Origin of the sequence: Photobacterium aquimaris, assembly GCF_002954455.1 — a bacterium.
GTDB classification, from domain to species: domain Bacteria; phylum Pseudomonadota; class Gammaproteobacteria; order Enterobacterales; family Vibrionaceae; genus Photobacterium; species Photobacterium aquimaris.
Genome location: NZ_MSCC01000002.1, coordinates 228,793 through 254,644, shown reverse-complemented (window position 1 = coordinate 254,644; position 25,852 = coordinate 228,793). Strand labels below are relative to the sequence as shown.

Sequence of the window (25,852 nt, the reverse complement as noted above, 5' to 3'; positions counted from 1 at the left end):
AAAACCACGCTATTATGCGTGGTTTTTTTATGCCAGTTGGAGCTGTGTTATGATCTGTTTGTCATTTATTTTTGGATCTATTTATGTCGATGCAGTTAGAGACATTTTTTGCTCAACTTCAGCAGCAGCTATCACAATATTTTTGTCGTCAATTAGTCGTATTAGAAGGCGATATTGAATGGGCGACAGCTAGTGCAACGACGATTGGGAATTACTTTCCACAACGTTTATGGGCCGGTGATAATGCACCAATGTCTTTTATTCCATCATCGTTTAAACAGTCTAAGCAGTGGCTTGGGCAAGAGTTTGATTTAGTGGTTATCAATGCCTTTGATGGTATTAATGCTGATGCCTTAGGTGCACTTTCTGGTACGATTAAAGGGGGAGGCTTATGCATTATTATTGCGCCACCAACATGGCGGTTACACCATACTACAACACCATTTTATAAACGCTTAGGACGATTGTTTTTAGAGCCTGAAGTGATCTTGATTCAGCAATCTCAACCGCTGCCACGCTGTTGTTTAACGGCAGTTTTTGATGATATAACCCCACCAACAATATTTACTGATACCAATACTCAGCGTCGTTGTTTAACCAGTGGCCAATCAGAAGCTGTCGATACTATCATTAAAGTGATGATAGGGCATCGAAAGCGACCGTTAGTCTTATCAGCTGATCGTGGTCGTGGAAAGTCGGCAGCGTTAGGTATCGCTGCCGCGGAACTATTGCTTACTCGCACAATGAAGATTGCGGTAACTGCACCTTCATTTGCTTGTGCTGAAACTGTGTTTAAACATGCTAAGTTGCGATTGCAGACAACGAATCAAACCCATCCCCATCAATTAAATATTGGATCGAGCCGACTCGAGTTTGTAGCTGCAGATAAGATTGTTAATGATGCTTCTAATTACGATTTTATTATTGTCGATGAAGCCGCTGCTATTCCTGCATCCATATTAACGGAACTACTTGGTCGTCATAATCGTTTAGTCTTTGCGACTACCATCCATGGTTATGAAGGAACAGGTCGCGGTTTTGAAATTAAATTTAAGCAACGATTAACTGAAAAAATGCCGCAATGGCGAAGCTATCATTTGGAGCAACCAATAAGGTGGGCTGTTGGTGATCCACTAGAGGCTTGGATTTTTAAAACCTTATTACTGACAGCACAAGCCCCTGATTGCACTCTACGTGATATTAAATCAGCTACTGTCGCGATTGATTATTCGGTGTTAGATACAGCACAACTTGCGCATGATGAAGTGTTGCTAAATCAACTTTTTGGCTTATTAGTGAATGCGCATTACCAAACATCCCCTAATGATATTCAACAATTGTTGGATGATCCCAATTTATCTCTTATTGTCGCAAGGCAAGCTGGCGTCATTATTGGTTGTTGTGTGGTATCTCAAGAAGGGGGCTTTGATACTGAATTAGCGCAGTTAGTAATGCAAGGAAAACGACGTCCGCAGGGACATTTGTTAGCACAATCTTTAGCTGCACATCTTGGCTATTCTGTGGCGGCACAACAACATTGCTATCGTATATTGCGCATTGCTGTTGTTGATGGTTTTCAGCAGCAAGGTATTGGTACTCAACTTGTGAATGCGGTATTACAACAGGCGCGAAATAATAACATTGATTATGTTGGCACAAGTTTTGGCGCTGTTAGTGAGCTCGTTGATTTTTGGTCTCAGTGTTCCTTTCGCCCACTGCGGTTAGGAATGACAAAAGATGTTGCCAGTGGACACCATTCTTTATTGTGTGTTAAACCATTATCAAATGCTGCGCAATCATGGTTTGATGATGCTCTATCTTTGTTTAGCGCTTCTTTTTGTTGTCAGCGAGTTGAACAATTTAGCCAATTAGATAGCCAATTATTTTTTAAATTATATTCTGCAAATGTTCAGCAGCCGCTAAATTATGGGTTATCGCAACAGCAAATTAATCACCAATTGGATACTTTTATCGATGGTGGCCTTGGTTATGACATCGTAGTTGCAAGTCTTGAAAGTTGGTTGTCACAGTTTTTATTATGTGATGATTGTTGTTGGGATGATGATTTAGGATTTGTGATTGCAAAAATTTTACAGAAACAATCTTGGTCAGTGATAATTGAACGTTATCATTTATCGAGTCGAAAGTTAGCCCAGCAACATTTACGTGATGTTGTTGCTCGCTATTATTTTTTATTTTCTTCAGTTCATTAGAGGTTTACGTTATGCAGATTCAAGTTGATACTCATACCCATACATTATCAAGTGGTCACGCTTACAGTACAATAATTGAAAACTCTCAAGCTGCTGCAGCGAAGGGATTAAAAATGTTTTGTAATACTGATCACGCTTCTTTAATGCCTGGAGCGCCCCATTTTTGGTATTTTGCTAATCAACGGGTATTGCCTCGATTTCTTAATGGCGTTGCAGTGTTACGTGGCGTTGAAGCAAATATTGTTAATACTGATGGTGAGGTTGATTTAGATAACACGGTATTAGCTAAATTAGACTGGGTGATTGCGAGTTTACATGAGCCAGTATTTAAGCCAATGACAGCAAAAGAGCATACAGAGGCGTTGATCAATACGATTAAATCAGGGGTTGTTGATGCGATTGGTCACCCTGGTAATCCTAATTATGATTTCGATTTTGAAAAAGTGATCCGTACTGCTGCTGAGCATAATGTGTTAGTTGAAATTAATAATTCATCATTGGGTCGCTCTCGTGTTGGTAGTGCACCAAGATGTGAAGATATTGCGATGATAGCAAAAGAAGTCGGGGCTAGAATTACAACCGGTTCAGATGCGCACTTTGCTGCTGATGTTGGTAACTTTTCTAGTATTCAGACTTTATTAGCGCATGTTAATTTTCCTCAAGAATTGATTACGACTCAACATCCTCAAAGCTTGTTAGATTTTTTAACTGAACGTGGAAAAGCAGTTGCTGAACAATACCAAGGCCATCAATGGTAGTGCGTTAGTATTCCAGTTTACACTGTAAACTGGCCATAATTTATATTTACAGTGTAAATTGGAGATCATGATTTACACTGTAAATAAGCGAAACATCTAAGCGAAACACCTCAGCTAAACACCTCAGCTAAACACCTCAGCTAAACACCTCAGCTAAACACCTCAGCTAAACACCTCAGCTAAACACCTCAGTTAAAAAATGAATATTAAGTTATAAAATAACAGGGGATTAATGTGTGCAACTGTGTGCTTATGCGGGTTCAATTTACAGTGTAAATAAAAGCAGCCAATAAAAGGTGATAATTTATTTTTGATATTTACAGTGTAAATCTGGAATGAAAAAAAACTCTATTTACACTGTAAATAGAGTTTAAGATTTTTTAATTTACACTGTAAATAAATTAAGCCGGTTGCGGTTGTTTCTCGGTAATGAATCCTTGATAGCCACCGACAAATAATTCAGACAGTCTTTCTAATTGAGTAGCTGTTTCGACACGTGTTGCTATTACTTTTATATTAAGGCTATGTGCCGTTCTACAGATTGATGATAGTACTGTTGACTTGGTCTGATCATTGAGTTGGTGAGTATAGGCATAGTCAATTTTCACATAATTAGGTTGAAGTTCTTTTAGATAGGTTAAAGATTGAAAGTTACGGCCATAATTATCAATACCAAATCCAAATTCATATTTTCGAATGATTGAGCATAAAATACCTGTCGCATCAGTATGTCGAATACAGCTGATTTCTTGGATTTCAAAAAACAGTCTAGAGCTTAAAAGTGTATTTTTTTGAAGAAGATTATCTAACCAACGAATAAAACTTGGATCATTGATACAACTATTAGTGATATTAATGGCAAAAGGACCACTAGTTCTATCAGCATTTAATTTATTAATAATCGTGACAATAACATGACGATCAAACCAACTACCTATTTTTAGATCTTCTATTGCCCCTAAAAACATACCAGCAGAATAGTAGTTGTTGTTTTTCTTAATTGCAGTGAATACTTCATAATGATAGATAGCGCCATTTAAAAGTGTTGCTGGTTGAAATTTATAGATAAATAAATCTTCACTGATTGCTTCTTCAAGCAAAGATTTCCATTGTTGCTTTCCAAGTGTTGTTTGGTTATTTATGTCCTTAATAATGAAAACAGCCTCATGAGGCATTATTTTCGCTTGAGTCAATGCATTATCTAACTGGGTTAATATTTGGCTTGGCGTACTTTTGTTTTCATTAAAAACCAACCCAATAGCAACATTGTTATTAAGTGTTGTTGTACCAGTATTTAAATCATTAAAAACGTTTACTAATGATTTACTGCAAAGTTGCAGTTTTTCAATCGAAATATTTGGAATGAGTATTGCGAACTCATCTTTTGAAAGACGTGCAAGTGTTACATCATTAAAAATGAGCACTTCATTTAGCCGTGTTGCAATTGTTTTTACTAATTCATCGCCTTCCTTAAATCCTTCATTTTGATAACACTCATTAATTAAATCAGTCTGAATTAATCCTAAGCCACCTTTATGTGATTCGTTTAACCATGAGCTAAGCTGATGAATAAAGAAGCTGCGATTACCTAAACCGGAAGTGGTATCAAGATAGGCTTGCTGTCTTAGTTTCATTGCTTCATCAGCTTGGTTTTTAAAGTTAACATCTAGCTGAGCACAAATTTTATTAAATGCTCTTACAATAACGGTTAAATCTGATTCATTGGGAATCGATAGTGGAGCCTGATTTAAATTATCTATAGTACGAGCACGTGCAGTGAGACGAGATAATGATGCAAAGTTTTTACGACAAATTAAATAAACCAATAAACTTGATATGATTGCAATTAATAGATTTGTTAATGCTGTTTGTGTGCTAATTTTCCATAGTTGTTGATAATTAAGCACTGGCTGAACAGTTATCGTTAATAAACCTAGTGATTTATTATTGTGTTCGATGATACGTTGCTCTGTATGGGAAGGGATTTTAAATAGTTTCTGAAACCAAGATGGAGAATGGGCCATTGGTATTACATTATCTTGACGAAGAAGCTGACTATAATCAGCTGCTGTTATATTTATTTGGCTATAAGTTATATTCGGGAACAGATGATTGGTGATTGTGAATAATTCTTTCTCCTGCGTATTAGACAGCATCGAGGCATTTAGCTTTGTAAGAGCTTGAGGTAGTATAACTAAAGCGCGATTAATATCTGTTTGTGACATTACGATATGTTGATGTTTTAATGTTGAATAGCTGGAATAAATTTGTTGTGCAGATGCTGCGCTAACAATAGCGCAAACTAATGCAGTTATACTTATAACTTGGCGTTTGAAAAGTGTCATAATTTGAGCACCAAAAAAAAGTTAAGTGCAGCATTCAATGAATAGCTTTTGATAAAGAGATGCTGAAAGTAGAGCTGTTTGATTGCTATAATTTATCAAACCTCGACGATATACAGTTGATTGTTTCTTAATAAAAGTTGTTTTTCGCTAAATGTGTCTATTTCTTTATGCAACAATTAACGGTTTGCAATCAGAAAGTGTTTTTATTCAGTTATTCATCATGAATAGATATTAATTATTAAATATTTGGGAGTAGGAGATAGAAGATGGACTTGACTGATATTCGCCGAGAATATACTAAAGGGGGGTTACGTCGTGATGATTTACCTAAAGAGCCTTTAGTATTGTTTAATAAATGGTTACAACAAGCTGTTGATGCCAATTTACCTGATCCAACGGCAATGACTATTGCAACAGTAAATGCTGATGGTCAACCTTTTCAGCGAATCGTTTTATTAAAAGACTTGGATGATGACGGTTTTATTTTTTATACTAATTTAGGCAGCCGTAAAGCTGAACAATTGAATATAAATAATAAAATTAGTTTACATTTTCCATGGCATATACTTGAACGACAAGTACATGTGACTGGGCATGTTGAGCAATTATCAACACTTGAAGTTATGAAGTATTTTTCAAGTCGGCCAAAAGAAAGCCAAATAGCAGCTTGGGCAAGTAAACAAAGCTCACGACTTTCAGCTCGCCAGGCATTGGAAGGGAAGTTTTTTGAATTAAAGCAAAAGTTTTCTGCAGGAGAAGTGCCTCTTCCTAGTTTTTGGGGCGGCTATAGAGTGAAATTTGATACTATTGAATTTTGGCAAGGTGGTAAGCATCGTTTACATGATCGTTTTATTTACTTACGAAATGATGACAATCAGTGGGATATTGAGCGTTTAGCACCATAAATACTAATTAGCAGAGTAGCTATACTCTGCTAAATTCAATTAGCATTCTTTCAATACGATAGATTGTTGAGTTTTTAACATACTTTCAGGAATATGAGAACCAAAACCCGCATCAAGCGCTAATTCAATCAATTCACCTTTTGAATTAGCATTAAATTTTTCTCTTAATCGAACGACATAATTTTCAACAGTTTTGACTGCCAACTGTAATATTTTCGATATGTATTGTGGTTTTTTACCATAGAGTAGTAGAAATAAAACTTCAGACTCTCGAGTGTTAAGGGCAATATTTAGTGATTGATTGTCTTTATCTTGTTGTTTTGCTGTGTTACTGCGGCAAATCCAATGTCCGATCTCAAGCAAAGAAGTATGTTTTAATTCGATACCTGAAAAGAGAGTGCCAATAATTTTATTTTTATCATTTTTTAATGCTATTTTTGTAAATAAATGTGCTCGCCAGTGGCCATCAGCGTATGGATGAATATCAAGTATACGTAATTTTTTATCTGATTCTATTACTTGTAAATCTTGTTGCTGAAATATTTTTGCATATTTTTTGTTTAAATAAGGCATATCAAAATCAGTTAATCCAATACACTCTTGAGGGTTATTTAAACCAATGATTTTTGAATATTCCTCATTAACATAAATAAAAGCTGAGTTTATATCTTTACAACCCCAACAACCTGGTAATTGATTTAATATATCGAATGAGGGATAACTGCCATTATTTTTCATTTTCTATGAGATTTGTATCTTTTATTAATTATTATTTGTGTTAATTCTAATGACTTTATTACTACGGGTAAATATATATAGCATACAATGCTCATTTTATAAGCTAAAAATAATTGAATAAAAAAAGCCGACCTTAAAGATCGGCAAAACAAGACGTTGACTCCTAAGAGTATAATCCTGTACGACGTGTAGAAGAGGTAATCGTTAAGTATTGAAATAGATATATTACAACAATCCTTAGCGATAATTATTAATATCATACCTTTATTAGGCAGCATATTAATGCTGCAACTATATCTAAGCAACAGGTAACAAAATAGGGGGGAAATCACCTATTGACATTGTGGTTTTTGTATTGCTTAGCTGTCATTAGTGCCTATTTTTTAAGGTTTATTGATACCAAAACAGTTTTTTACCAAAACCTAGGCTATTGTCTGTCATTTTTATCATGCTCAGTTTTATTTCCCAAATCGGGGCTGAAATAAATTTGGCGCTAGGAAATTTATAATAATAATCAGCATTTGCTACTTCAGCATCTTTATTTATTAGTTTTTTAATTTTACCTTTAAATTGAACACCTTTTATATCAATTATATTTGTAGGCTGAGGAGCTATGGTGCCTACGATATTCTTATTAAGTATCATTAACTGGCTGTGATGACTACTTTCACTCGTCATAATAAATAAAGACATTTTTTTGGGGTTAAAAGAATAATAACAGCTTGCACACCATAAATCGGTATCGGAATTAGCGCATAATGTTAATAAATGATTTTGTTTTAAAAAATCACTTATGTGTTTTATTTCATTCAAGAGATACCTCTAACTAATAACTCAAATATTCTTTAAGCATAAAGCAACATTTTAGAATTTAAAGTCATTATAGAAAATGAATAGTTATGAGGTGTCGTTATGACTTTAAGTAGACAGCAACAATATCGTTAGTAGCAATGACGAATAAATTATGGGAACAATGATCAAGGTCATGAGCTATTTTTTATTTATGGTCGAGATAATTTTATCTAACATGTTGTTTATTTAGATCTTTTATTTTGTAAATTGGATAGCAAGGTGGTTAATTTTAGTTTTATAGCCGTTTTTTATTAATTAATACGTGGTTTTAGCGCGACTATAGCAGTTGATATGACACTAGCCGTAAATAATCATAACTTGATCATCGTTCCGCTATTTATAGTGTTTATACATTTCTTAAAAATGAGACAATGAATAATAAATGAAACAATAAAATCATAAGTAATAAAATTATTATTAATTAAACTGTAGAGATATAGGCTAGGTTATGTTAGTTATTATACGTGATTTTTTGTATTATATATGTTTAATATCAATTAGTTACATGGCTTTTGGTTCTGAAGTGACATTTACTAATACTGTTACTAATATTACGCAAGGTAGTGAGGCATCAACAGCCCTAGAGGGGCGGCCAGGTGATGTAATTGAATATAATATTGATTTATTTAATGGTACTGATGATGCTATTTCAAATATTCAATTAGTTAGTGCTGTACCTCCCTTTACGGCTTTAGCTGCTGTTATCAGTTGTAATAATAGCGACTTACCGTCAACGCTCAGTTGTGATGTTATAACACCTGATAGTGTGAATCAGGTAGGGTATCAAGGTGTGATTAGGTGGCAATTAGTCGGTAAGTTAGGTGTTGGACATCGAGCAAGAGTTAGTTACCAAGTTATTATAAAATAATGCTTCTTAGATAAAATAGGAATGTAAAAAAAGGCATACAAAGAACGGGGTAAGATCTTCGTATACCCGTTATGTCTTTGAGTTGATATTATTTATATCAGTAAACGATAGGTGCGTTATTTTCTCGACTACAACTACTACGTTTAAATGCCCAAGCATCACACTGGCTGCCAGTATCAAATTGATATATTGGCTGTACCTGATGCCGGTAGTGTTTTACATCCAGTCATGATTGTGGGCGATCAGTAAGATTTTTCATTTATCTTCCTTTGCGATTACCGTCAGTGATGATGCTTTGCTATTTACAATGCTTATCAAGAAAACACTGCAATATTTGAAGACTTTCCGTTGAACCTGCTTGTTCTGCCAATAGAAAATCATAAATTGTATTTTCATGATCTGCGACGAGTGTATATAAAGCTTGATGTTGCTGTGTATTATCGGCTTGCTGCTGATAGCGTTGTTGGTAAGGAGCAACCCAGGTCACCATAGTATCAATCAATGTCGGCCATGGTAGGTGCAACCATTTATTTGCATCAGTTATGCCTTTTTGCGCCATTTCTGCATCATAATCAGGACATTCCATTCCTAATGGCTGTAAGGCTAATTTTAGTTTTTGGGCTGTTATTAATTCAATATCTAATAAAGCTTGCCATTTGTTGTTATGGCTACGGTCACTATACTGTTCAACAAAGGTTGTAAAAAAACTAATGCCATAGAGTTCACCTAGATAGGCGTTATATAAATTACCGAGTGTCATTGAGGGATCCAAAGTCATTAATATTATAATTGGCTGTTTTATTGTGAATATGAGTATAAAGGAGAATTGTAATGGGGTTGAGTATTTTTCCATCTTGGATTGGTGGTTATGAGATTAAGCAGCATATTACCAATTCTAATATAGAAGTAGGGGATTATAGTTATTACTCTGGCTATTACCACCAACATCATTTTGAAGATCAGTGTGTGCATTATCTGTTGGGGGATAAATCGACCAATGAGGTGTGGCAATCTGGTATTTTCGGTGAGGTTGATAAACTGATTATTGGTCGGTTTTGTTCTATCGCTAGCGGTGTAGTGATTATGATGGCAGGTAATCAAGGCCATCGACATGATTGGATTTCATCATTTCCTTTTGATTTTTCAGAGTTTGGTGATGGTGTAAAAAGTGGTTTTGAACGTGCGGGAAATACTGTCATTGGTAATGATGTTTGGCTTGGGGCCGAGTGCGTGATTATGCCAGGGGTTACCATTGGTGATGGTGCTGTTATTGGGACACGAGCAGTGATCACTAAAGATGTTGAACCGTATTCTATTGTGGTGGGAAACCCTGGGCGATGCGTAAAGAAACGTTTTGCAGCACACCATATTGAGCAATTATTGGAGATGGCATGGTGGAATTGGTCGACATCACAACTAAAAGGGGCTATGGCTATTATGTGTAGTGCTGATATTGATAGTCTGTATGACTATTATCAAGCAATGGATAGTAGTAATACAGATGAATAATTTATTTATGAGTTAAATTAAAGAGAATTTGTTTGTGATCGGTAATGTTTTCTTACTATTTAGTATTCGCTGCAAGAATGCATAGCTGATAAGATTATTTTCAGTGTGTCTATTTTATTTTTTAATTGAAATTTAACTATCAAAAACGTTGTTTTTTTAATCGTTTTGGTGGATAAATCATACGATATTGTTTGCGAAAGCTTAAAATCTAAAAAAATTTATACCTCAGATTCAACTTAATTTGATTAAATGGTGCGGATTTATGCGAATTAAATCGATTTTTAGTCTTAAAATTGATCTAAACCAGTAAATTTTAAATTTTTAAGTGGTTTTTGAAACAAAAGTTGAGACTTTAAAAAAAAAATTGAGTAATATGATTGGCACGTACTTACTGAGTTGAATGAATATCACGCATTGAACTGAGTAAATCCGAAACTGGATGTTGTTATAAATCCGAAATTCGCCCTTAAAAATTCTGATGAGATAACCATGAGCAATTCTTTAGTTCTCGTAATCAATTCTGGTAGTTCTTCACTTAAATTTGCATTGATTGATACTGTAACCGGTGAAGCTACGTTAAGTGGTCTTGGTGAGTGTTTTAATCTCCCTGAAGCTGTCGTTAGCTGGAAAGTTAACGGTGAAAAACAAGAATTTAAACTTACAGGCCTTGAAGGTCATCATCAACAAGCAATTGATCGTATCGTTACATTGGTTGATGAGCTTGGAATGAAAGATAGTATCGTGACTATTGGACATCGTGTTGTACATGGTGGCACTAGGTTTAATTCAACTGTGCGCGTTGATGAGCAAGTTATGGCTGACATTGAAGCGTTGAGTGATTTAGCTCCGCTACATAATCCTGCTCATGTGTTAGGTATGCGTGCTGCAGCTAAAGCGTTTCCAACCTTACAACAATTTGCTGTATTTGATACTGCCTTCCATCAAACAATGCCTGAAAAAGCATACACTTATGCTATTTCTAAAGAAGTTAGCCAGCAATATAATATTCGTCGTTACGGCGCACACGGCACTAGCCACTATTATGTTACTCGTGAAGCAGCAAAAAGAATTAATAAACCTGTTGAAGCATCAAGCTTTATTTCAGTTCACCTTGGTAATGGCGCATCTGTTTGTGTGGTTAAAAATGGTGAGAGTATTGATACTTCAATGGGTTTCACCCCACTAGCTGGTCTAATGATGGGCACTCGTTGTGGTGATATTGATCCAAGTATTCTTGAATATTTATTAAAGAAAGGTTGGACGCCTGAGCGTTTACATAAAGAACTTGTTAGTAACTCTGGTTTCTTAGGTATTTCAGGTTTAACCAGCGATTGTCGTGGCATCATTGAAGCTATGGAAGCTGGTAATCACGATGCTAAACTGGCTTTTGAAGTCTTTAGTTACCGTGCTGCTAAATATATCGCTTCTTATATGGTCGCATTAGATGAATTGGACGGTATCATCTTTACTGGCGGTATTGGTGAAAATTCATTACCAGTGCGTAGCGAAATTATGCATCTACTGAAGATCTTTGGTTACCGTGAAGATGTTGCAGGTAATGAAGCCGCTCGTTTTGGTGCTGAAGGCGTTATCAGCCAAGCTGACACACCATTAGCGATGGTTATTCCAACTAATGAAGAATTTGTTATTGCTCAACAATCAATGGCGCTACTTAACGCTGAGGCGTAATAGTCATGACCTTAGGTGGAATGCTAAGGTAAAATTGTAAGCTGGAACATCGTTGAACAATTAACGGCTTTGGGCACATGACCAAAGCCGTTTTTTATTATTTTAATTTAATGCCGATATGATCGTTTTTGTGATATTTGATCAATATAGATTGTGAGTGTTGTTTTATTGGTCGCTTAATTATGCGACTTGCATCTCAAAATAAGTTTAGTTTTCACCGTATACCTTTAAAGATACTGTTATTTAAAGGGTGGTTTATGATGATAAGGATATTATTCTGATACTAATGCTGAGCAACCTGAAATAGCAGCAAGCGCTTGTACGACGATTCTGGTAGGTAATCAAGTGGCTGTTGATGGCTTCAATATACCTCAAATTCTGACTTTGATACTGATGGCCTTACGACCAAAATCGATCAAGATGAATCATTTCCGGTTTACTTAACCCCTAAACATAAACTTAGTGTCCATGATGTGATGCAAGGCTTACACAATCACTATCAAGCTACAGCTCATGATCCTTGCTGTTTTTCGTATTGAACATTTGCATGTATTGCTATTGGTGAAGTTCAATATATCGCTTATGGCATGACAGCTTTGAGTGTGTATCTAACGTTTTATCAAAGAATGACTCAGTGCCTGAAGCACTAACGCTTGGTGATAATAAGGCTGATAACCACTCGGCATATTGGAAATTTCATAAATTACAAACCTTCGCTTTGACAGAAGATTTAACCAATGAATTGTTTACTTGGTTAATGATTGATACTGACAAGTTATACAATTTTTCTGGCGCTTAAATGCCGTTTCTAAATGTGACAACTTAGATGTTACACGTGCTTAACATTTAAGTGTATTTTAGGTGTCTTGCTTGTTAATGTATTGTTGATCCGTGTATCGTTTTTGATAGTTAGCATTATAAGAAATAGATAAAGTAAGACATGATGAAGACTATACAAATTTGCAAGGATTGCTTATGTATATTCAAGCGGCAGTTTTAAATACGGGATATGGTCATCATCAATCAGTCAATAAAACGGATGAATTGGATATGATGATGAACATTCCAAATGAAGAATTATCACTATTTTTGTTAGAGCATTATGATGATGGTAATTTTGCTCAAGTTCATAAGCATTATAAAAAGCAACATAGTGGTATTTAATCACAAGTTAAAACAGTTATTATTTATAAAAAAAGGCCACTATTACTCTGAAATAGTGGCCTTTTTTATTTTCATCATAATAACGTTAGGGTTTAAAATCGCCGTTAGATATTCGTAATGCTAATCCGTTCATCACGCCAGTGAAAAATAATATCTTGTGAGTTAGTCTGACAGCCATGGCACGCTTGATTACAGTTTTTTGTGGCTTCACAACGCTCAATGCTCCCTCTTTTTATTAGATCATCGAGTAAGACTAATAACCATTGTGGCTCACTGTTTAATGTGTGGCTAAGCTGAGCCAAAGAAATCACTCTAGCTGTGCGTACTGCATTTCTAATGGTAATTAAGCTAACCATTTAGTGACACCCCTCACTTTTATGTTGAGCTGGTATTGTTGGCATTGATAATTGCCAATCCACTCGTTGGCTTAAATAACGGATTCCAATAATAAAGCTTATCAATAGTGAGGATGCGAATATTAACCAACCGACAGTGGTGAGTGGGTGTGCTGCAAATGTGGCGATTTGATAAAAACTAATAGCCAAAGCATAGGCGACAGCTATCCCCCAAAACGTTGAGAACCATGCCCAATTGCGGCCTATTTCTTTGGCAATAACACCGATAGTTGATACACATGGAACATACAATAAAACAAAGATTAAATAAGCATAAGCACCCACCATTGAGCCAAATTGATTATGCATTTTCCCCATCGCTGTGGTGTTCATGCTGCCATCTGCTTCACTGGCTTTAATTGGATTTTTAAAGGTTGTTAATGAGAAACTATTTTCAACCCCGTCAACCGTATCTTGCCATGCCGTTTTTAATTCACTTAGCAGGTTGAATGGCTGTGAACTATTAGTAACATTCTGATTTGCTAATTCAGCACTATAGAGAGTATTGAGTGTACCAACAACAACCTCTTTTGCTAAAAATCCGGTCAGCAAACCAACACTTGCAGGCCAATTTTGTTGGTTGACGCCCAATGGCGATAATACAGGTGTTACCCAGCGACCAATATCAGATAATGCCGAATCTTGTTGTTGGCCAGGCTCAATAACTCGCCCAGAAAACGTGACACTATTAAGAGCCATAACGATCATACAAATGGGAATAATGAGTCGACATGCTTTAACTAAAAAGCCTCGAAGACGGCTCCAACTGTGGATCAGCGTTGTTTTAAGACTTGGCACATGATAAGTCGGTAGCTCCATAATAAAAGGAGATGCTTCGCCGGTTAATAATGTTTTCTTTAATACAAAGCCGGTCAATACTGCGACTAAAATACCGAGTAGATAGAGTGAGAATACAATCAAGCTGCCCATTCCCTGAAAAAAAGCAGCAGAAAAAACGCCAAAGATTGCTAATCGTGCTCCACAAGACATAAAGGGCGCCATCATTGAGGTTAGGATGCGATCTCTTGGGGTTTCAAGTGTACGCGAGGCCATAATTGATGGAATATTACAGCCAAACCCAACAATTAAGGGTACAAACGATTTACCCGGTAATCCTATCGCTTGCATTAAACGGTCAATAACAAACGCCGCACGCGCCATATAACCACTGTCTTCTAATACTGACAGATATAAGAACATTAGCCCTATTTGCGGAATAAAAGGCATAACGGTGTTTATACCGCCACCAAGACCTTGAGATAAAATAGCGCCTAACCACATTGGCAGGCCAAGATATTGACATAACCAGGCGGTGCCATGAATAAATATTGCAGCAGAGCCTTCATCAAAAATGGGTTGTAGTCCGCCGCCAATATTAATTGCAAACCAAAACATTAAATACATTACCAATAAGAAAATAGGTAATCCGAGATAGCGATTAAGTACTATCGCATCAATCCATTGGGTTAATTTATGTTGAGTGGCTTGGTGATGGGATGTTGATTGAGCAATGAGTTCAGATACGGTTTGATAGCGAGCATCGGCAATGAGTAAATCTGCATGTTCATTATATGTTTGGTAAAGATCATTTTGATAATGACTAACACGATCTGGAATATTGGTATTTACTACATGATGTTGTGCTGAAATATCGGACTCTAGTAATCTCAATGCAAGCCATTTTTTCTTGCTGTCTGCAATTAATGTATCAGGAATATCAGCACTTAATTGATTGATCACCTGACGCAATTGGGTTGGAAAATGGGTTTGAAATGAAGATCGTTGTGGTGTGACGAGTTGTTTTTCGATCGCCGCTTTTAATGACTCTATGCCTTTATTTTTGTTAGCAATTAGGCATACAACAGGGCAACCTAATTGGTGTGATAATTTTTCAGCATCAATCACGATATTTTTTTGACGAGCAATGTCGAGCATATTAAGTACAACTAGACAAGGTACATTCATTTCAAGTAGTTGTAATGTTAAGTACAAATTACGTTCAATATTGGCAGCATCAACAATATTGACCACAAGATCCGCTTCCCCACTTAAAATATAGTCGCAGCCAATTTGCTCATCGACAGATCCTTGCTCGTCAAATGAGCTCATAGAATAAATACCAGGTAGATCAACAACCGTTATTGTTTGGTTATGGTATTGATATAGCCCTTCTTTTTTATCAACTGTTACGCCGGCCCAATTACCTGTTCGCTGTTTAGCTCCAGTTAAGGTATTAAATAATGTGGTTTTTCCGCTGTTAGGGTTACCCAATAAGGCAATACTATTTGCCATTATTATTCTCCGAACATAATGTTGTCATTAAAAGAGTACTAATAGTGAGAAGACGATAAGTATATTAGTGTGATTATTAATATATTTTATTTTAAACGGTAATAGATATCAATTACATTTGTGTCGCGTTTTATCGTAATAGTTAAATAATTTTTAAAATCAGTAGCTTTTATTTGATATTAAATTTTAAATGTATGGAAGTAATTATTACCACGTATTAATAATGGTTTATTATATATTAAGTATGGTTTTATATTGGAAGGGTTTTATTGTGATTAAAAAAGTTAATAGCAGAACTACTCATATCAATACAGCGTTTATTTGACACATATAATATTGGGTAACAGTGAATGAATCGTTACTGTGATGCTAATTATCCCAAAGGCAGAAAACAGTCACCTCAAGTCAGTGTTACTAAGTGGGAATATGAATATTTAATTTAAATGATGCTAATTTGACTCAATTGTTGTTTTTTGTGGTTATCTTTGTGATGTGATTAATATTTACTAACAGTTATTTGCTTCTGAAAATCATTGTTCTGGTTTATTATTACTGTGTTTATAATCAGTATGTGAAATGTTTTATGTGGTTTGAAAGCAAAAAAACAACAACAGTAGTGGATAAAGATAAATTGATTTCTGAAATTCATGATCTTGTTTTAAAACAATATAGTCAACATGATATAAAGCTAATAAAAAACATAACATCAAAAGGTAGTATTGAGTTACATTTTGCTGTCGCTGGTGAAGATGTGCTTCAGATGAGTATTGAATCTTCTGATGCTTAATTGCTTTTTTATTACAAGAATCAGCCATAAACATTATGGCTGATTATATTAAATTAATAATAATCTTGTTATTTTCATTATTATTTCATCATAAGATGGCAAAATAATGAATGTAATCAGTTTTCATTTATCGTAATTAAATAAATTCAATATACGGTGAATCAAAATTATTTAAGTTAGGAAATATAGACAATATTTGAGGTTCTGAGAGACCTAACCAACGACACAGTGAGGCATTAACCTGATCTGCTGCGATGGTTGGAATAATACGACCATTATTATAATTATGTTGGCTATTTACGGTTAATTGTGGCCATTCGCCATAAACATTATTACCTCGAACTGCGCCTCCAGTAACAATTTGGTGGCCAGCCCAGCCATGATCGGTTCCACTGGCATTGGCTTGTAAGCGACGTCCAAAATCAGACATTGTGATACAGGTTACTTGATCATTGAGACCACTATCTACCATATCAGCATTAAAAGCACTTAATGCATCACTGACTTGCTGGAGCAGCTGTGGATGGGTTTTTTTCTGATTCTTATGGGTATCGAAGCCCTCAAGACCAACAAAAAACACTTGACGTTGCTGATGCATATCATCGCGTGCTTTAATTAAACGACTGACCATTTCTAGCTGCTCTGCTAAATCTGATTCGGGGTAGCTATAATGACTTGGGTGGTCAGCAAGAATCTTTGTTATGGCTTCATTTTCAGAGACGTTATGCGACATTGCACTGGCATAATTACGCATATAAATATTGCTATATTTGCGTTGAGTAAAGTGCGCAAAGTAACCATCAAGACGCTCTTCGCTTTTCCAACCAGCATAGATACCTGAGCCGTCGCGGTTTACTACTGTCTGCTGAGCTGTCTTATAACGGAGTAATTTTTGACCTTGGTTTACTGAAATCAACGGTGATAGACTGCCGCTAGCACCAAGCATTTCCATCATTCTTCCTGCCCAACCATAGGCATTACCCAGATTTTCAGTACCTAATTGCCATAGGTCTTGCTGTTGGTTATGTGCCATTAGAAATTGTGGTAATGTAACCTTGGCATTACTGATATCATCTCGAGTGGTAGGCTGGACCAATTGACCTGAATTGATAATTGCCGTTGCATCACCAGACTCAAACAACGGTAATAATGATGACATATTATTATCGATACTGAGTGGTACACCATTAGAGGTGGTTAAGTTTAATGGACTTAATTGGGTTTCTGGTAAGCCCATTATAGGCCTTGCAGCTTTATAATCTTGGTAGGCATCACAACCCGGTGTGGGTACGATCATATTGTAGGCATCGTTACCACCAAACAGAAATACACACACTAAGGCTTTATTAGCATTGTCTGATGGTTGTATATCATCAGTGGGCGTGAGTGATGAGGCAAAAGTAGATGCAGACAGTGTTGTCGCACTAACAATGGCACTGGTTTTTAAAAAACGTCGACGTGATAATTTCATTGTTAATTATCCTTCACAGAAAAATTCAGGTGCAGTTGTTGCAATATAAATAGCGTTAATAAAACGAAGATTAAGCTGACTAGGTGAAGTATGTGTCGATAACGATCTATACATATAATCCTGTAAACTTTGTGACATCAAACCGCCAAAGAAACGTTCATTAATAAGTGCGACATATTCTGTTGTTCCCATAGAAAGGTCATTGAAATCACTACGATCCCAATGCCAATCTTTATCGTCTGTGTTCTTCCATTTTAAAATGTTGTACCACATTCTATTGTGGGTTCTACGCATGATATCGGTAGTAATAATGGTAAATTCAGGTGCTGCAAGGCCTAAATTAGCTATTTCACCTTGGGGGGCATCGTCAGGTTTATAGAAGTTAAATACGGTTTCAGCACAGAGTGCAGCTTGACCATAAGTGACTTCTGCCCATTGAGTATCCCACCAATAATCACCCACAGCTTGCATATCCAATGCACGTAACTGATTAGCAACAACAATAAGGGGCTCTTTTAGTAAACCAAAATGTTGATGTTCACCGTTAACTCCTTGTCCTGCACCATGGCCAAAGCCAGCCCAAACATCAGGGTCTGTTAGAACAGCTTTAATGGTGGCCTGTAAGTCACCACGTACACCATCGCCATTATCTTCAAATACATTAGCAACACGTTGAATATGATTACGGCCAGGGTTACTGGTTACAAAACGTTTAATAAGATGGATTGCTATAAAAACAGGGGTATTATCATGGTTAAATAACATATCAACCATACCATCAAGATCTTGGTTTGCATCTTGGCCTGCTGGGAAATGGTTCCCCATCACATTTTTTTCATCCATATCATGCTGACTGTTATCAGGTTGCATCGGATTGATCCAATCATGGCGCCAATTTTCATACTTGATATTCCAGCCACAGAGTAAACGTGACATATTCTCAACATCATCTTGATTATAAGTAGGTATTTTATTGCCATATTGATCTAGTACTGGCTCACCATATTTATCAAGTTGCCATAATCCGATGGTGAATAACTGCATGCATTCGCGAGGATAATTCTCGTCTGGAAAGGTATTTGTTTGTGGATTATGCTTTTTGCTACCTGATAATGTTAGGTATTGTCCCATCATGGCGCTAATGGTAATTTCTCTAAATAAGGTTCTGAAATTACCAAAAGCATTATCAACTAAGAGGTCATAATAATTGGCTAAGCCTTCATTTAATGATCCAACGCCATGTGAAGAGACCACAAATAATTGACTTAATGCATAAGCCATACGTTGGCGTAATTGATCTTCACCAGTAATAACACATTGCCACCATATTCCTTGGCGCATATCATCTTGGGCATTTATAAAATTGGAACTGCCGAGAATAGCTCTTAATTTTGGTAAGTGGTAAGTAGGAGGGGTCGAAAATTGTTCATCAAACCAAGCATCAAAGCCATTTTTTTGCAGATGTTCAATTTGCCCTTTTTTAGGACCAAATGAACCACGATAAAGAAATTTAGCGCATTGACGGCGGTCATCGCTGTATATTTTGGTGTCAGTCATAATTATTCCAGTCAGCACTTATATTGTGCCAATCTTATAGTGATATATATGGATCTTATTAAATAGCGATAATACGCTAAATTATTTCTTTAGGCATGACCGTATTGAAATGCTGACATTTAACTGACTTTTTGTACTATTATGTAGTCAAATATTAATAATAACTATCAATAGATATTTAAATTATCGTGAACGGAAGTTTTGTATTTTTATATTAATGCTGAGATAGCTATTATATTTTAATTGCTAATTAAGCTTATTATTAATTAGAATAAAAACTCTATCTTTACGGGTGGGAGATAATAAAAAACCCTTATAATTGTTTTAATTATAAGGGTTTTTATAAAATTTAGGTTCTTAATTTGTGAGTGACTGTCGTGCTAACTTTTTAATTTTAATTTCTTCAAAAAGTGCCACTATTGCCATTAATACACAACAAGCAATCGCTGCTGCTTTGATCGCTGCAAATGTACCAGTCCAGCCATCAAGACCAAAGAAAGGGTTGCCTTCAGCAATATAACCAAGACCAATTTTTGCAAATGAGTCACCGATTAAGTAAGCAAAAGTACCTTTAACACCATCCGCTGCAGCCAAACCTTGTTTAGGTACAAAGCCAATTGCAGCTACACCAATCAGGAGTTGAGGCGCAAATACCAAGAAGCCTAACGCAAATAACGATGCTTTATAGGCAAAAATAGAATCTGCATGTTGGTAGTAACCTAAGGTAAAGACGATACCAATCAATGCAATACAAGATACAGCACCACGGCGACCATTAAATAAGTCTGATAATAAGCCCCATAAACAGGTACCGACTAATGCACCTATTTCAAACATAGTAAAACCTGAGTTTGCTACGTCTTTAGAGAATCCTAATATTTGGTGCGCATATACTGTCGACCATTGATCGATACCACTACGTACGATGTAAAGGAAAACGTTAGCAAAACAAAGTATCCAGATAACTTTGTTAAACAAAACATACTTCTTGAAAATTTCCATCTTCGTTAGTTTGTTTTCTTTAACTGCATTATCTTCTTCTGAAATTTGTTCTTCAAAAATGTCTTCGACTGTACCAAGGCCATAGGCTTCTGGGCTATCGTTACCCATAAAGAAGCCAATAATCGCAATAATAATCGCAATTACAGCGGGGAAGATAAACATACCTTGTACGTCACCGCCAAAGAAGTAATCAGCACCAAACATTGCGACAGCTGCCGCTAATGCTCCACCTGCATTATGAGAGATGTTCCAGAAGCCAACCCCAAGACCGCGACGGTTGCGTGGTGTCCAGTTGGTAATAGTAACAACAGAGTTAGAACCACCGCCTGATTGGAAGAAACCTGAGGCCGCATAAAGGATAGTCATCATAATGAATTGGCTAGAACTTGGCCCCATGACTAAGCCCATACCAAGAATACAAAAACCTGATAGTAATAGCCCTAATGGCAAAATGTTTTTGGCATTTTTACCGCCAGACCAATAGTTTAAAATCGTTTTACCAACACCATAAGTAATTGAAAAACCTAAACCAATGGTACCTAGCTGAGTCAAACTCATGCCATAGTCAGAAATCATATCATTCTGGGCAATATTAAAGTTTTTACGTACCAAGTACATGGCCATATAACTAACGAAAACAACTAAATAGGACTTTAAAAAAGGAGAGAACCATAGTTTTCGACGTTCTTTTGGCGACAAGTCAAGCGTAGGCTTGCGGACGCGTTGAAGTATTGATAATTCCATCGGTAGAATCTCGTTAGGGCTTAAATCAGATTTGTATTTAATGAGACAAATCGCGGCAGACGAGACAATACCGATACAACAGGAAAAGGGATTAAGACTTTTTCCTAGTTTTTTTATGGAATTTTAAATCTCATTGTTAGATCACGTTTTGAGGTTTTTTTTAGTAAAACAGAGATTTCATTTTTGATGGTTTGTGTGGTTTTTTATAAATCTGAAAAACAATAGCATAATAATCTAAAGGCTATTTATTATATAATTGTCTTTTTTAGAGTCATTATTTTCTATTAATGTAATGCTTATTAGAAAATAAAAACATCATTCATATTTAAATGATAATATTAATTTCAAGTTTTATATTTCAATAGGCATTGTTATGAATATAACTCTAGATTATATATTCTAAGTGACCTATTTGAATTAGTACGTTGAAAAATAATAGGATTAATATTTAAACTATTATTATTGTTTATTTTTGGCTTAGATCACAGCTTAAAATTTGCCTATTTGTGATTTATCTACCATAGTTTAATTAACCTGAACTGAGATATATTATCGAGCTTACGGAGGAAACAAGCTGTTTTCCATCTAACTCAGGGATTCAGGTCCCGGTTGTTATTAGTAGACCTATTCAACCCGTTATTAATAACAATCAAGTTGCAACGCGTAACAGTAAGTTAAATACGTAAAAGCTTCTAAGGTAACACTCTTAGTTGTTAACAATTTGGATAGCAATACCGTAAAACTCTTGCTTCTTCGTCAAAATATGCGTCCATACATAGTTATCGGACACGCCAAGCTCAACGTAATGAGTGACGAAGCGTAACAAACTTGATGTGCCATGTAAGTACATTCAAGCGCAACATCCTAGCCGCACTGATATAGTGCGGCTTTTTTTATTGGTAGAGACAGGGGGCAGTTTTTAAATATCAATATATTAACTATTATTGTTGAAATTATTAATATATTGATATTTGGATGTTTTTTTGTTTTATCCACAAAAAAGTGGGTAACTATTTAGTTGAAATGTACGTAGGTGATTATTTTAGAGGCAATGAAACGTCGTTATAAACCGTCATATGTAAGGAAGCAATGATGCTACAGAAGTTACAACTGTAATCAGTCTAGCTTAAACTGTGAGTTACCACTGTCATAGTCACCATCAAATTGTGATCATACCTTTGTTGGTGTGGGTGATAATGAATTGTTGACCATTGTTGATGAGGTTACGTATTAAACGTTATAACTAAGGCTGTGTTTGCATCTGATTTTGTTAATCAGCAAAGTTTGACTAAAAATATTCAGAGAAAATAGCAAGACGATTATCGCTTATCAGCATCATGTCGATATAAAACAACAACACTGTAATATTTCCTGTGTGGATAATGTGTTAATGGTGCCGATTATATTGAGGTATTTGCTATGTTCAATGCAGCTGATGTTCTTCAGCCTTCTTTTATTGATCAACCACTCGATCGGTTATGGTCGTTGATTTCTCCCCATTATGATGTTGATGAATCATGGTGGTTGACTCAGTTATTGCCATTAGCTGCGCCCTCTGTTCAAGAGCGTTACGATATTGAGCAACAAGCCGCAGAACTCATTGCACGTGTACGAGCAGATAAACATGCAGTGCAAATGATAGACGCACTGTTATTGGAATATAGCTTAGATACCAAAGAGGGTATTTTACTGATGTGCTTGGCTGAAGCACTGATGCGTATTCCTGATGCAGCAACAGCGGATGCATTGATTCGCGATAAATTAACGGTTGCTGATTGGAAATCCCACCTTAAAAATTCTGATTCGTTATTTGTCAACGCCTCTACTTGGGGACTAATGCTGACGGGCAAAGTGGTTGGCTTAGGTCGGTCAGATAATGACTCTTCGTCTGATGTGATTAATCGGTTAGTGAATAAAATGTCTGAACCGGTGATCCGCCAAGCAATGCATCAAGCTATGAAAATCATGGGCCATCAATTTGTGTTGGGACGTGACATTAATGAAGCGATGAAAAATGGTAAATTAAAACGTGATCAAGGTTTTAGTTACTCGTTTGATATGTTGGGTGAAGCGGCGTTAACAACCACTGATGCCAGTAAATATTACCAAGATTACCTTACCGCTATAGTTGCTGTTGGCCGTGATAACCATGCTGCTTACAAAGGAGCAAATGCGAGCTCTCCTAATCCAACCATGTCGATAAAACTATCAGCGTTACATCCTCGTTATGATGTTGCGAGCGAAGCGCGAGTCTTAAATGAAATGTACGACTCTGTGTTGTCGTTGTTAGTCTGTGCCCGTGAATATAATGTTGGTATCACCATTGATGCCGAAGAAGCCGATAGATTAGAGCTGTCATTAAAATTATTTAAACAATTATATCAAGCACCGCAACTACGAGGTTGGGGGCGATTTGGGATAGTGGTTCAAGCCTATTCAAAACGTGCTTTACCGGTATTAGCTTGGGTGGCAGGGCTAGCTAAACAGCAAGGTGATGTGATTCCATTACGCTTAGTTAAAGGTGCTTATTGGGATAGTGAACTTAAACTAAGTCAACAAGGAGGATACAGCGCTTATCCAGTATTTACTCGCAAAGAGGCGACCGATACATCATATTTAGCCTGTGCTCGAATGCTGTTATCGCCAGCCTTAAATGGGGTTATTTACCCACAGTTTGCGACCCATAATGCTCATACAGTGAGTGCGATAGTAGCAATGGCATCGCATAAACATTACGAGTTTCAGCGCTTACATGGCATGGGGGACGCACTGTATAACCATGTGATGGCGATTCATCATCCACAAATTCGTATTTATGCGCCAGTAGGAAGTCATAAAGATCTGTTGCCTTATTTAGTGCGACGATTATTAGAAAATGGCGCTAATAGTTCCTTTGTGCATCGGTTAGTTGATGCTGATTGCCCGATTGCGGAACTGATAGAACACCCAGTTGATCGTTTAGAAAAATGTCAAACATTGCATAATAATTTGATCCCTTTACCTGCGGATATTTTTGGTGATGAGCGCCTAAACTCGACGGCAATTAATATCGATATTGACGCTCAATGGCAACCTTTTAGTACTGCCGTCGCCGCTTTTGTTGAGCATCAGTGGCAGGCTGTGCCGTTACCAATAACCACTCCAGATGTTACTGCAGAAATTATCACTGTGACCGCGCCTTATGATCGACGTGAAGTTGTTGGTGAAGTAACGTTTGCGACTGAAGTTCAGGTCGATGAGGCAATATCACAGGCTGCAAATGCCTTTAATGATTGGTCAACAAGTGCAGCTTCGGTCCGTTGTTATTATCTATGCTTACTCGCTGAACAGTTACAGCAGCATCAACATGAATTAGTCGCGTTATGTCACCGTGAAGCAGGTAAAACTATTCAAGATTCTATTGATGAAATACGAGAAGCGGTAGATTTTTGTCGTTACTATGCTCAGCAAGCGACACTGCGATTTGAATCTTCGCAACAGATCACCAATTACCATGGTAATGAGCAGCAATTACGCTATCAAGGTCGTGGCGTCTTTGTGTGTATCAGCCCATGGAATTTTCCGTTAGCCATTTTTATTGGTCAAATTAGTGCAGCATTAGCGGCGGGGAATACTGTTGTTGCCAAACCTGCAGAGCAAACATCATTAATTGCTTATCGTGCGATTGAGCTACTGCTAGAAACCGGGATCCCTGCTGGTGTGATTCAGCTTTTGCCAGGGCGTGGCGCGAATATTGGCCAGCAATTATTGTCTGATGAGCGTATTGCTGGGGTGGTATTTACCGGCTCAACACCAACGGCACAAGCTATTAATCGAACACTAGCGGCAAGGGCGTGTCCACCAGTCCCTTTTATTGCAGAAACCGGGGGGCAAAATGCCATGATTGTTGATAGTACTGCGTTGCCAGAGCAAGTGGTGCGTGATGTGGTGCGATCGGCTTTTGCTTCGGCAGGTCAACGTTGTTCTGCGTTGCGAGTACTTTTTGTTCAAGCTGATATTGCTGATCGAGTCATTGATTTAATTAAAGGGGCAATGGCTGAGATCAAGGTTGGACGTCCTGAACTTCATTGCACCGATGTTGGGCCAGTTATTGATAGGACCGCACGTAACAAATTGCTGACGCATATCGAAACCTTAAAAAACCAAGCAAAATTGATAACACAAACGCCGCTAAGTGCTGAGTGTCAGTTCGGTGATTTTGTGCCACCTACGGCGTTTGAAATCAGTGATATTACGTTATTAGAACAAGAACACTTTGGCCCTATTTTGCATGTAATTCGGTTTAAGGCTAATGCGCTATATCAGATTATTGATCAAATAAACCACACTGGATTTGGATTAACGCTGGCGATCCATAGTCGCAATGAGCGCACTTATCTCGATATAGAGCAACGTGTACATGTGGGTAATTGTTATATAAATAGAGATCAAGTTGGTGCTACTGTCGGCGTGCAACCTTTTGGTGGTCAGGGACAATCAGGTACGGGACCAAAAGCAGGTGGGCCACATTACCTGTACCGTTTTACTCAAGATTGCATTCTGCCAATAAATAACCAATAAGGA

Annotated in this window: 21 protein-coding genes; 11 read left to right on the top strand and 10 right to left on the bottom strand. The window is 36.8% G+C overall.

What is annotated here, in order from left to right:
• Positions 1–83 precede the first annotated feature (83 nt).
• Both BTN98_RS12195 and BTN98_RS12190 read left to right on the top strand, forming a co-directional pair.
• Positions 84–2,213, top strand: coding sequence for a tRNA(Met) cytidine acetyltransferase TmcA (locus tag BTN98_RS12195; protein WP_060996851.1), 2,130 nt, complete (start codon positions 84–86; stop codon positions 2,211–2,213).
• An 11-nt stretch (positions 2,214–2,224) separates the two neighbouring features.
• Positions 2,225–2,971, top strand: a complete 747-nt coding sequence (locus BTN98_RS12190) for a phosphatase (RefSeq protein WP_060996850.1) — start codon at positions 2,225–2,227, stop codon at positions 2,969–2,971.
• 401 nt (positions 2,972–3,372) lie between these two features.
• On the opposite strand, the gene BTN98_RS12185 is transcribed toward BTN98_RS12190, so the two are convergent.
• Positions 3,373–5,316, bottom strand: coding sequence for a bifunctional diguanylate cyclase/phosphodiesterase (locus BTN98_RS12185; protein WP_060996849.1), 1,944 nt, complete (start codon positions 5,314–5,316; stop codon positions 3,373–3,375).
• Positions 5,317–5,582: 266 nt separating this feature from the next.
• Between BTN98_RS12185 and pdxH the strand changes: the two genes are divergently transcribed.
• On the top strand, positions 5,583–6,221 hold the full coding sequence (gene pdxH / locus BTN98_RS12180) for a pyridoxamine 5'-phosphate oxidase (RefSeq protein WP_060996848.1): 639 nt from the start codon (positions 5,583–5,585) through the stop codon (positions 6,219–6,221).
• A 39-nt stretch (positions 6,222–6,260) separates the two neighbouring features.
• Here pdxH and BTN98_RS12175 read toward each other — a convergent pair whose 3' ends face one another.
• A complete protein-coding gene (locus BTN98_RS12175; protein WP_060996847.1) occupies positions 6,261–6,959 on the bottom strand; it encodes a helix-turn-helix transcriptional regulator in 699 nt (232 codons plus the stop codon).
• A 390-nt stretch (positions 6,960–7,349) separates the two neighbouring features.
• On the bottom strand, positions 7,350–7,772 hold the full coding sequence (locus BTN98_RS12170; RefSeq protein ID WP_060996846.1) for a YhbP family protein: 423 nt from the start codon (positions 7,770–7,772) through the stop codon (positions 7,350–7,352).
• Between the two features lie 544 nt (positions 7,773–8,316).
• On the opposite strand from BTN98_RS12170, the gene BTN98_RS12165 reads away from it, so the two are divergent.
• Positions 8,317–8,679, top strand: a complete 363-nt coding sequence (locus BTN98_RS12165; protein ID WP_146107016.1) for a DUF11 domain-containing protein — start codon at positions 8,317–8,319, stop codon at positions 8,677–8,679.
• Between the two features lie 298 nt (positions 8,680–8,977).
• Here BTN98_RS12165 and BTN98_RS12160 read toward each other — a convergent pair whose 3' ends face one another.
• The gene (locus tag BTN98_RS12160) at positions 8,978–9,439 is read right to left on the bottom strand and encodes a hypothetical protein (RefSeq protein WP_060996844.1); all 462 of its coding nucleotides are present in this window, start codon (positions 9,437–9,439) and stop codon (positions 8,978–8,980) included.
• Positions 9,440–9,510: 71 nt separating this feature from the next.
• Between BTN98_RS12160 and BTN98_RS12155 the strand changes: the two genes are divergently transcribed.
• From BTN98_RS12155 to BTN98_RS12145, 5 genes are all read left to right on the top strand, one after another.
• The gene (locus BTN98_RS12155; RefSeq protein ID WP_060996843.1) at positions 9,511–10,188 is read left to right on the top strand and encodes a CatB-related O-acetyltransferase; all 678 of its coding nucleotides are present in this window, start codon (positions 9,511–9,513) and stop codon (positions 10,186–10,188) included.
• Between the two features lie 489 nt (positions 10,189–10,677).
• Complete coding sequence (locus BTN98_RS12150; RefSeq protein ID WP_060996842.1) at positions 10,678–11,877, top strand: acetate/propionate family kinase; 1,200 nt, start codon at positions 10,678–10,680, stop codon at positions 11,875–11,877.
• A gap of 410 nt (positions 11,878–12,287) precedes the next feature.
• Complete coding sequence (locus tag BTN98_RS20625) at positions 12,288–12,416, top strand: C69 family dipeptidase (protein WP_231730621.1); 129 nt, start codon at positions 12,288–12,290, stop codon at positions 12,414–12,416.
• 95 nt (positions 12,417–12,511) lie between these two features.
• Positions 12,512–12,676: a hypothetical protein gene (locus BTN98_RS20620; RefSeq protein ID WP_231730616.1), complete on the top strand. Its 165-nt coding sequence runs from the start codon at positions 12,512–12,514 to the stop codon at positions 12,674–12,676.
• Between the two features lie 176 nt (positions 12,677–12,852).
• Positions 12,853–13,041: a hypothetical protein gene (locus tag BTN98_RS12145; protein WP_060996841.1), complete on the top strand. Its 189-nt coding sequence runs from the start codon at positions 12,853–12,855 to the stop codon at positions 13,039–13,041.
• Positions 13,042–13,145: 104 nt separating this feature from the next.
• Here the strand turns inward: BTN98_RS12145 and BTN98_RS12140 are convergent, their stop codons facing one another.
• Both BTN98_RS12140 and feoB read right to left on the bottom strand, forming a co-directional pair.
• On the bottom strand, positions 13,146–13,397 hold the full coding sequence (locus tag BTN98_RS12140; protein ID WP_060996840.1) for a FeoC-like transcriptional regulator: 252 nt from the start codon (positions 13,395–13,397) through the stop codon (positions 13,146–13,148).
• A complete protein-coding gene (gene feoB, locus BTN98_RS12135) occupies positions 13,398–15,728 on the bottom strand; it encodes a Fe(2+) transporter permease subunit FeoB (RefSeq protein ID WP_060996839.1) in 2,331 nt (776 codons plus the stop codon). It lies immediately after the preceding gene.
• 583 nt (positions 15,729–16,311) lie between these two features.
• On the opposite strand from feoB, the gene BTN98_RS12130 reads away from it, so the two are divergent.
• Positions 16,312–16,515, top strand: a complete 204-nt coding sequence (locus tag BTN98_RS12130) for a hypothetical protein (protein WP_060996838.1) — start codon at positions 16,312–16,314, stop codon at positions 16,513–16,515.
• A gap of 136 nt (positions 16,516–16,651) precedes the next feature.
• Here BTN98_RS12130 and BTN98_RS12125 read toward each other — a convergent pair whose 3' ends face one another.
• From BTN98_RS12125 to BTN98_RS20335, 4 genes are all read right to left on the bottom strand, one after another.
• The gene (locus tag BTN98_RS12125; protein WP_060996837.1) at positions 16,652–17,986 is read right to left on the bottom strand and encodes a DUF1501 domain-containing protein; all 1,335 of its coding nucleotides are present in this window, start codon (positions 17,984–17,986) and stop codon (positions 16,652–16,654) included.
• Between the two features lie 6 nt (positions 17,987–17,992).
• Complete coding sequence (locus BTN98_RS12120; RefSeq protein ID WP_060996836.1) at positions 17,993–19,543, bottom strand: DUF1800 domain-containing protein; 1,551 nt, start codon at positions 19,541–19,543, stop codon at positions 17,993–17,995.
• Between the two features lie 357 nt (positions 19,544–19,900).
• Positions 19,901–21,289: a hexose-6-phosphate:phosphate antiporter gene (uhpT, locus tag BTN98_RS12115; protein WP_060996835.1), complete on the bottom strand. Its 1,389-nt coding sequence runs from the start codon at positions 21,287–21,289 to the stop codon at positions 19,901–19,903.
• Between the two features lie 706 nt (positions 21,290–21,995).
• Positions 21,996–22,139 carry a hypothetical protein gene (locus BTN98_RS20335; protein ID WP_155521666.1) on the bottom strand — a complete coding sequence of 48 codons (144 nt, stop codon included), beginning with the start codon at positions 22,137–22,139 and terminating at the stop codon, positions 21,996–21,998.
• Between the two features lie 569 nt (positions 22,140–22,708).
• Here BTN98_RS20335 and putA point away from each other — a divergent pair.
• Positions 22,709–25,849: a bifunctional proline dehydrogenase/L-glutamate gamma-semialdehyde dehydrogenase PutA gene (gene putA, locus BTN98_RS12110; protein ID WP_060996834.1), complete on the top strand. Its 3,141-nt coding sequence runs from the start codon at positions 22,709–22,711 to the stop codon at positions 25,847–25,849.
• Positions 25,850–25,852 lie beyond the last annotated feature (3 nt).

What these genes read in the sequence shown, in the direction of transcription:
- BTN98_RS12195 (WP_060996851.1), top strand. Translation starts at nt 84, where the DNA reads ATGTCGATGCAGTTAGAGACATTTTTTGCTCAACTTCAGCAGCAGCTA.
- BTN98_RS12190 (WP_060996850.1), top strand. Translation starts at nt 2,225, where the DNA reads ATGCAGATTCAAGTTGATACTCATACCCATACATTATCAAGTGGTCAC.
- BTN98_RS12185 (WP_060996849.1), bottom strand. Translation starts at nt 5,316, where the DNA reads ATGACACTTTTCAAACGCCAAGTTATAAGTATAACTGCATTAGTTTGC.
- pdxH (WP_060996848.1), top strand. Translation starts at nt 5,583, where the DNA reads ATGGACTTGACTGATATTCGCCGAGAATATACTAAAGGGGGGTTACGT.
- BTN98_RS12175 (WP_060996847.1), bottom strand. Translation starts at nt 6,959, where the DNA reads ATGAAAAATAATGGCAGTTATCCCTCATTCGATATATTAAATCAATTA.
- BTN98_RS12165 (WP_146107016.1), top strand. Translation starts at nt 8,317, where the DNA reads ATGGCTTTTGGTTCTGAAGTGACATTTACTAATACTGTTACTAATATT.
- BTN98_RS12160 (WP_060996844.1), bottom strand. Translation starts at nt 9,439, where the DNA reads ATGACACTCGGTAATTTATATAACGCCTATCTAGGTGAACTCTATGGC.
- BTN98_RS12155 (WP_060996843.1), top strand. Translation starts at nt 9,511, where the DNA reads ATGGGGTTGAGTATTTTTCCATCTTGGATTGGTGGTTATGAGATTAAG.
- BTN98_RS12150 (WP_060996842.1), top strand. Translation starts at nt 10,678, where the DNA reads ATGAGCAATTCTTTAGTTCTCGTAATCAATTCTGGTAGTTCTTCACTT.
- BTN98_RS12145 (WP_060996841.1), top strand. Translation starts at nt 12,853, where the DNA reads ATGTATATTCAAGCGGCAGTTTTAAATACGGGATATGGTCATCATCAA.
- BTN98_RS12140 (WP_060996840.1), bottom strand. Translation starts at nt 13,397, where the DNA reads ATGGTTAGCTTAATTACCATTAGAAATGCAGTACGCACAGCTAGAGTG.
- feoB (WP_060996839.1), bottom strand. Translation starts at nt 15,728, where the DNA reads ATGGCAAATAGTATTGCCTTATTGGGTAACCCTAACAGCGGAAAAACC.
- BTN98_RS12130 (WP_060996838.1), top strand. Translation starts at nt 16,312, where the DNA reads ATGTGGTTTGAAAGCAAAAAAACAACAACAGTAGTGGATAAAGATAAA.
- BTN98_RS12125 (WP_060996837.1), bottom strand. Translation starts at nt 17,986, where the DNA reads ATGAAATTATCACGTCGACGTTTTTTAAAAACCAGTGCCATTGTTAGT.
- BTN98_RS12120 (WP_060996836.1), bottom strand. Translation starts at nt 19,543, where the DNA reads ATGACTGACACCAAAATATACAGCGATGACCGCCGTCAATGCGCTAAA.
- uhpT (WP_060996835.1), bottom strand. Translation starts at nt 21,289, where the DNA reads ATGGAATTATCAATACTTCAACGCGTCCGCAAGCCTACGCTTGACTTG.
- BTN98_RS20335 (WP_155521666.1), bottom strand. Translation starts at nt 22,139, where the DNA reads ATGTACTTACATGGCACATCAAGTTTGTTACGCTTCGTCACTCATTAC.
- putA (WP_060996834.1), top strand. Translation starts at nt 22,709, where the DNA reads ATGTTCAATGCAGCTGATGTTCTTCAGCCTTCTTTTATTGATCAACCA.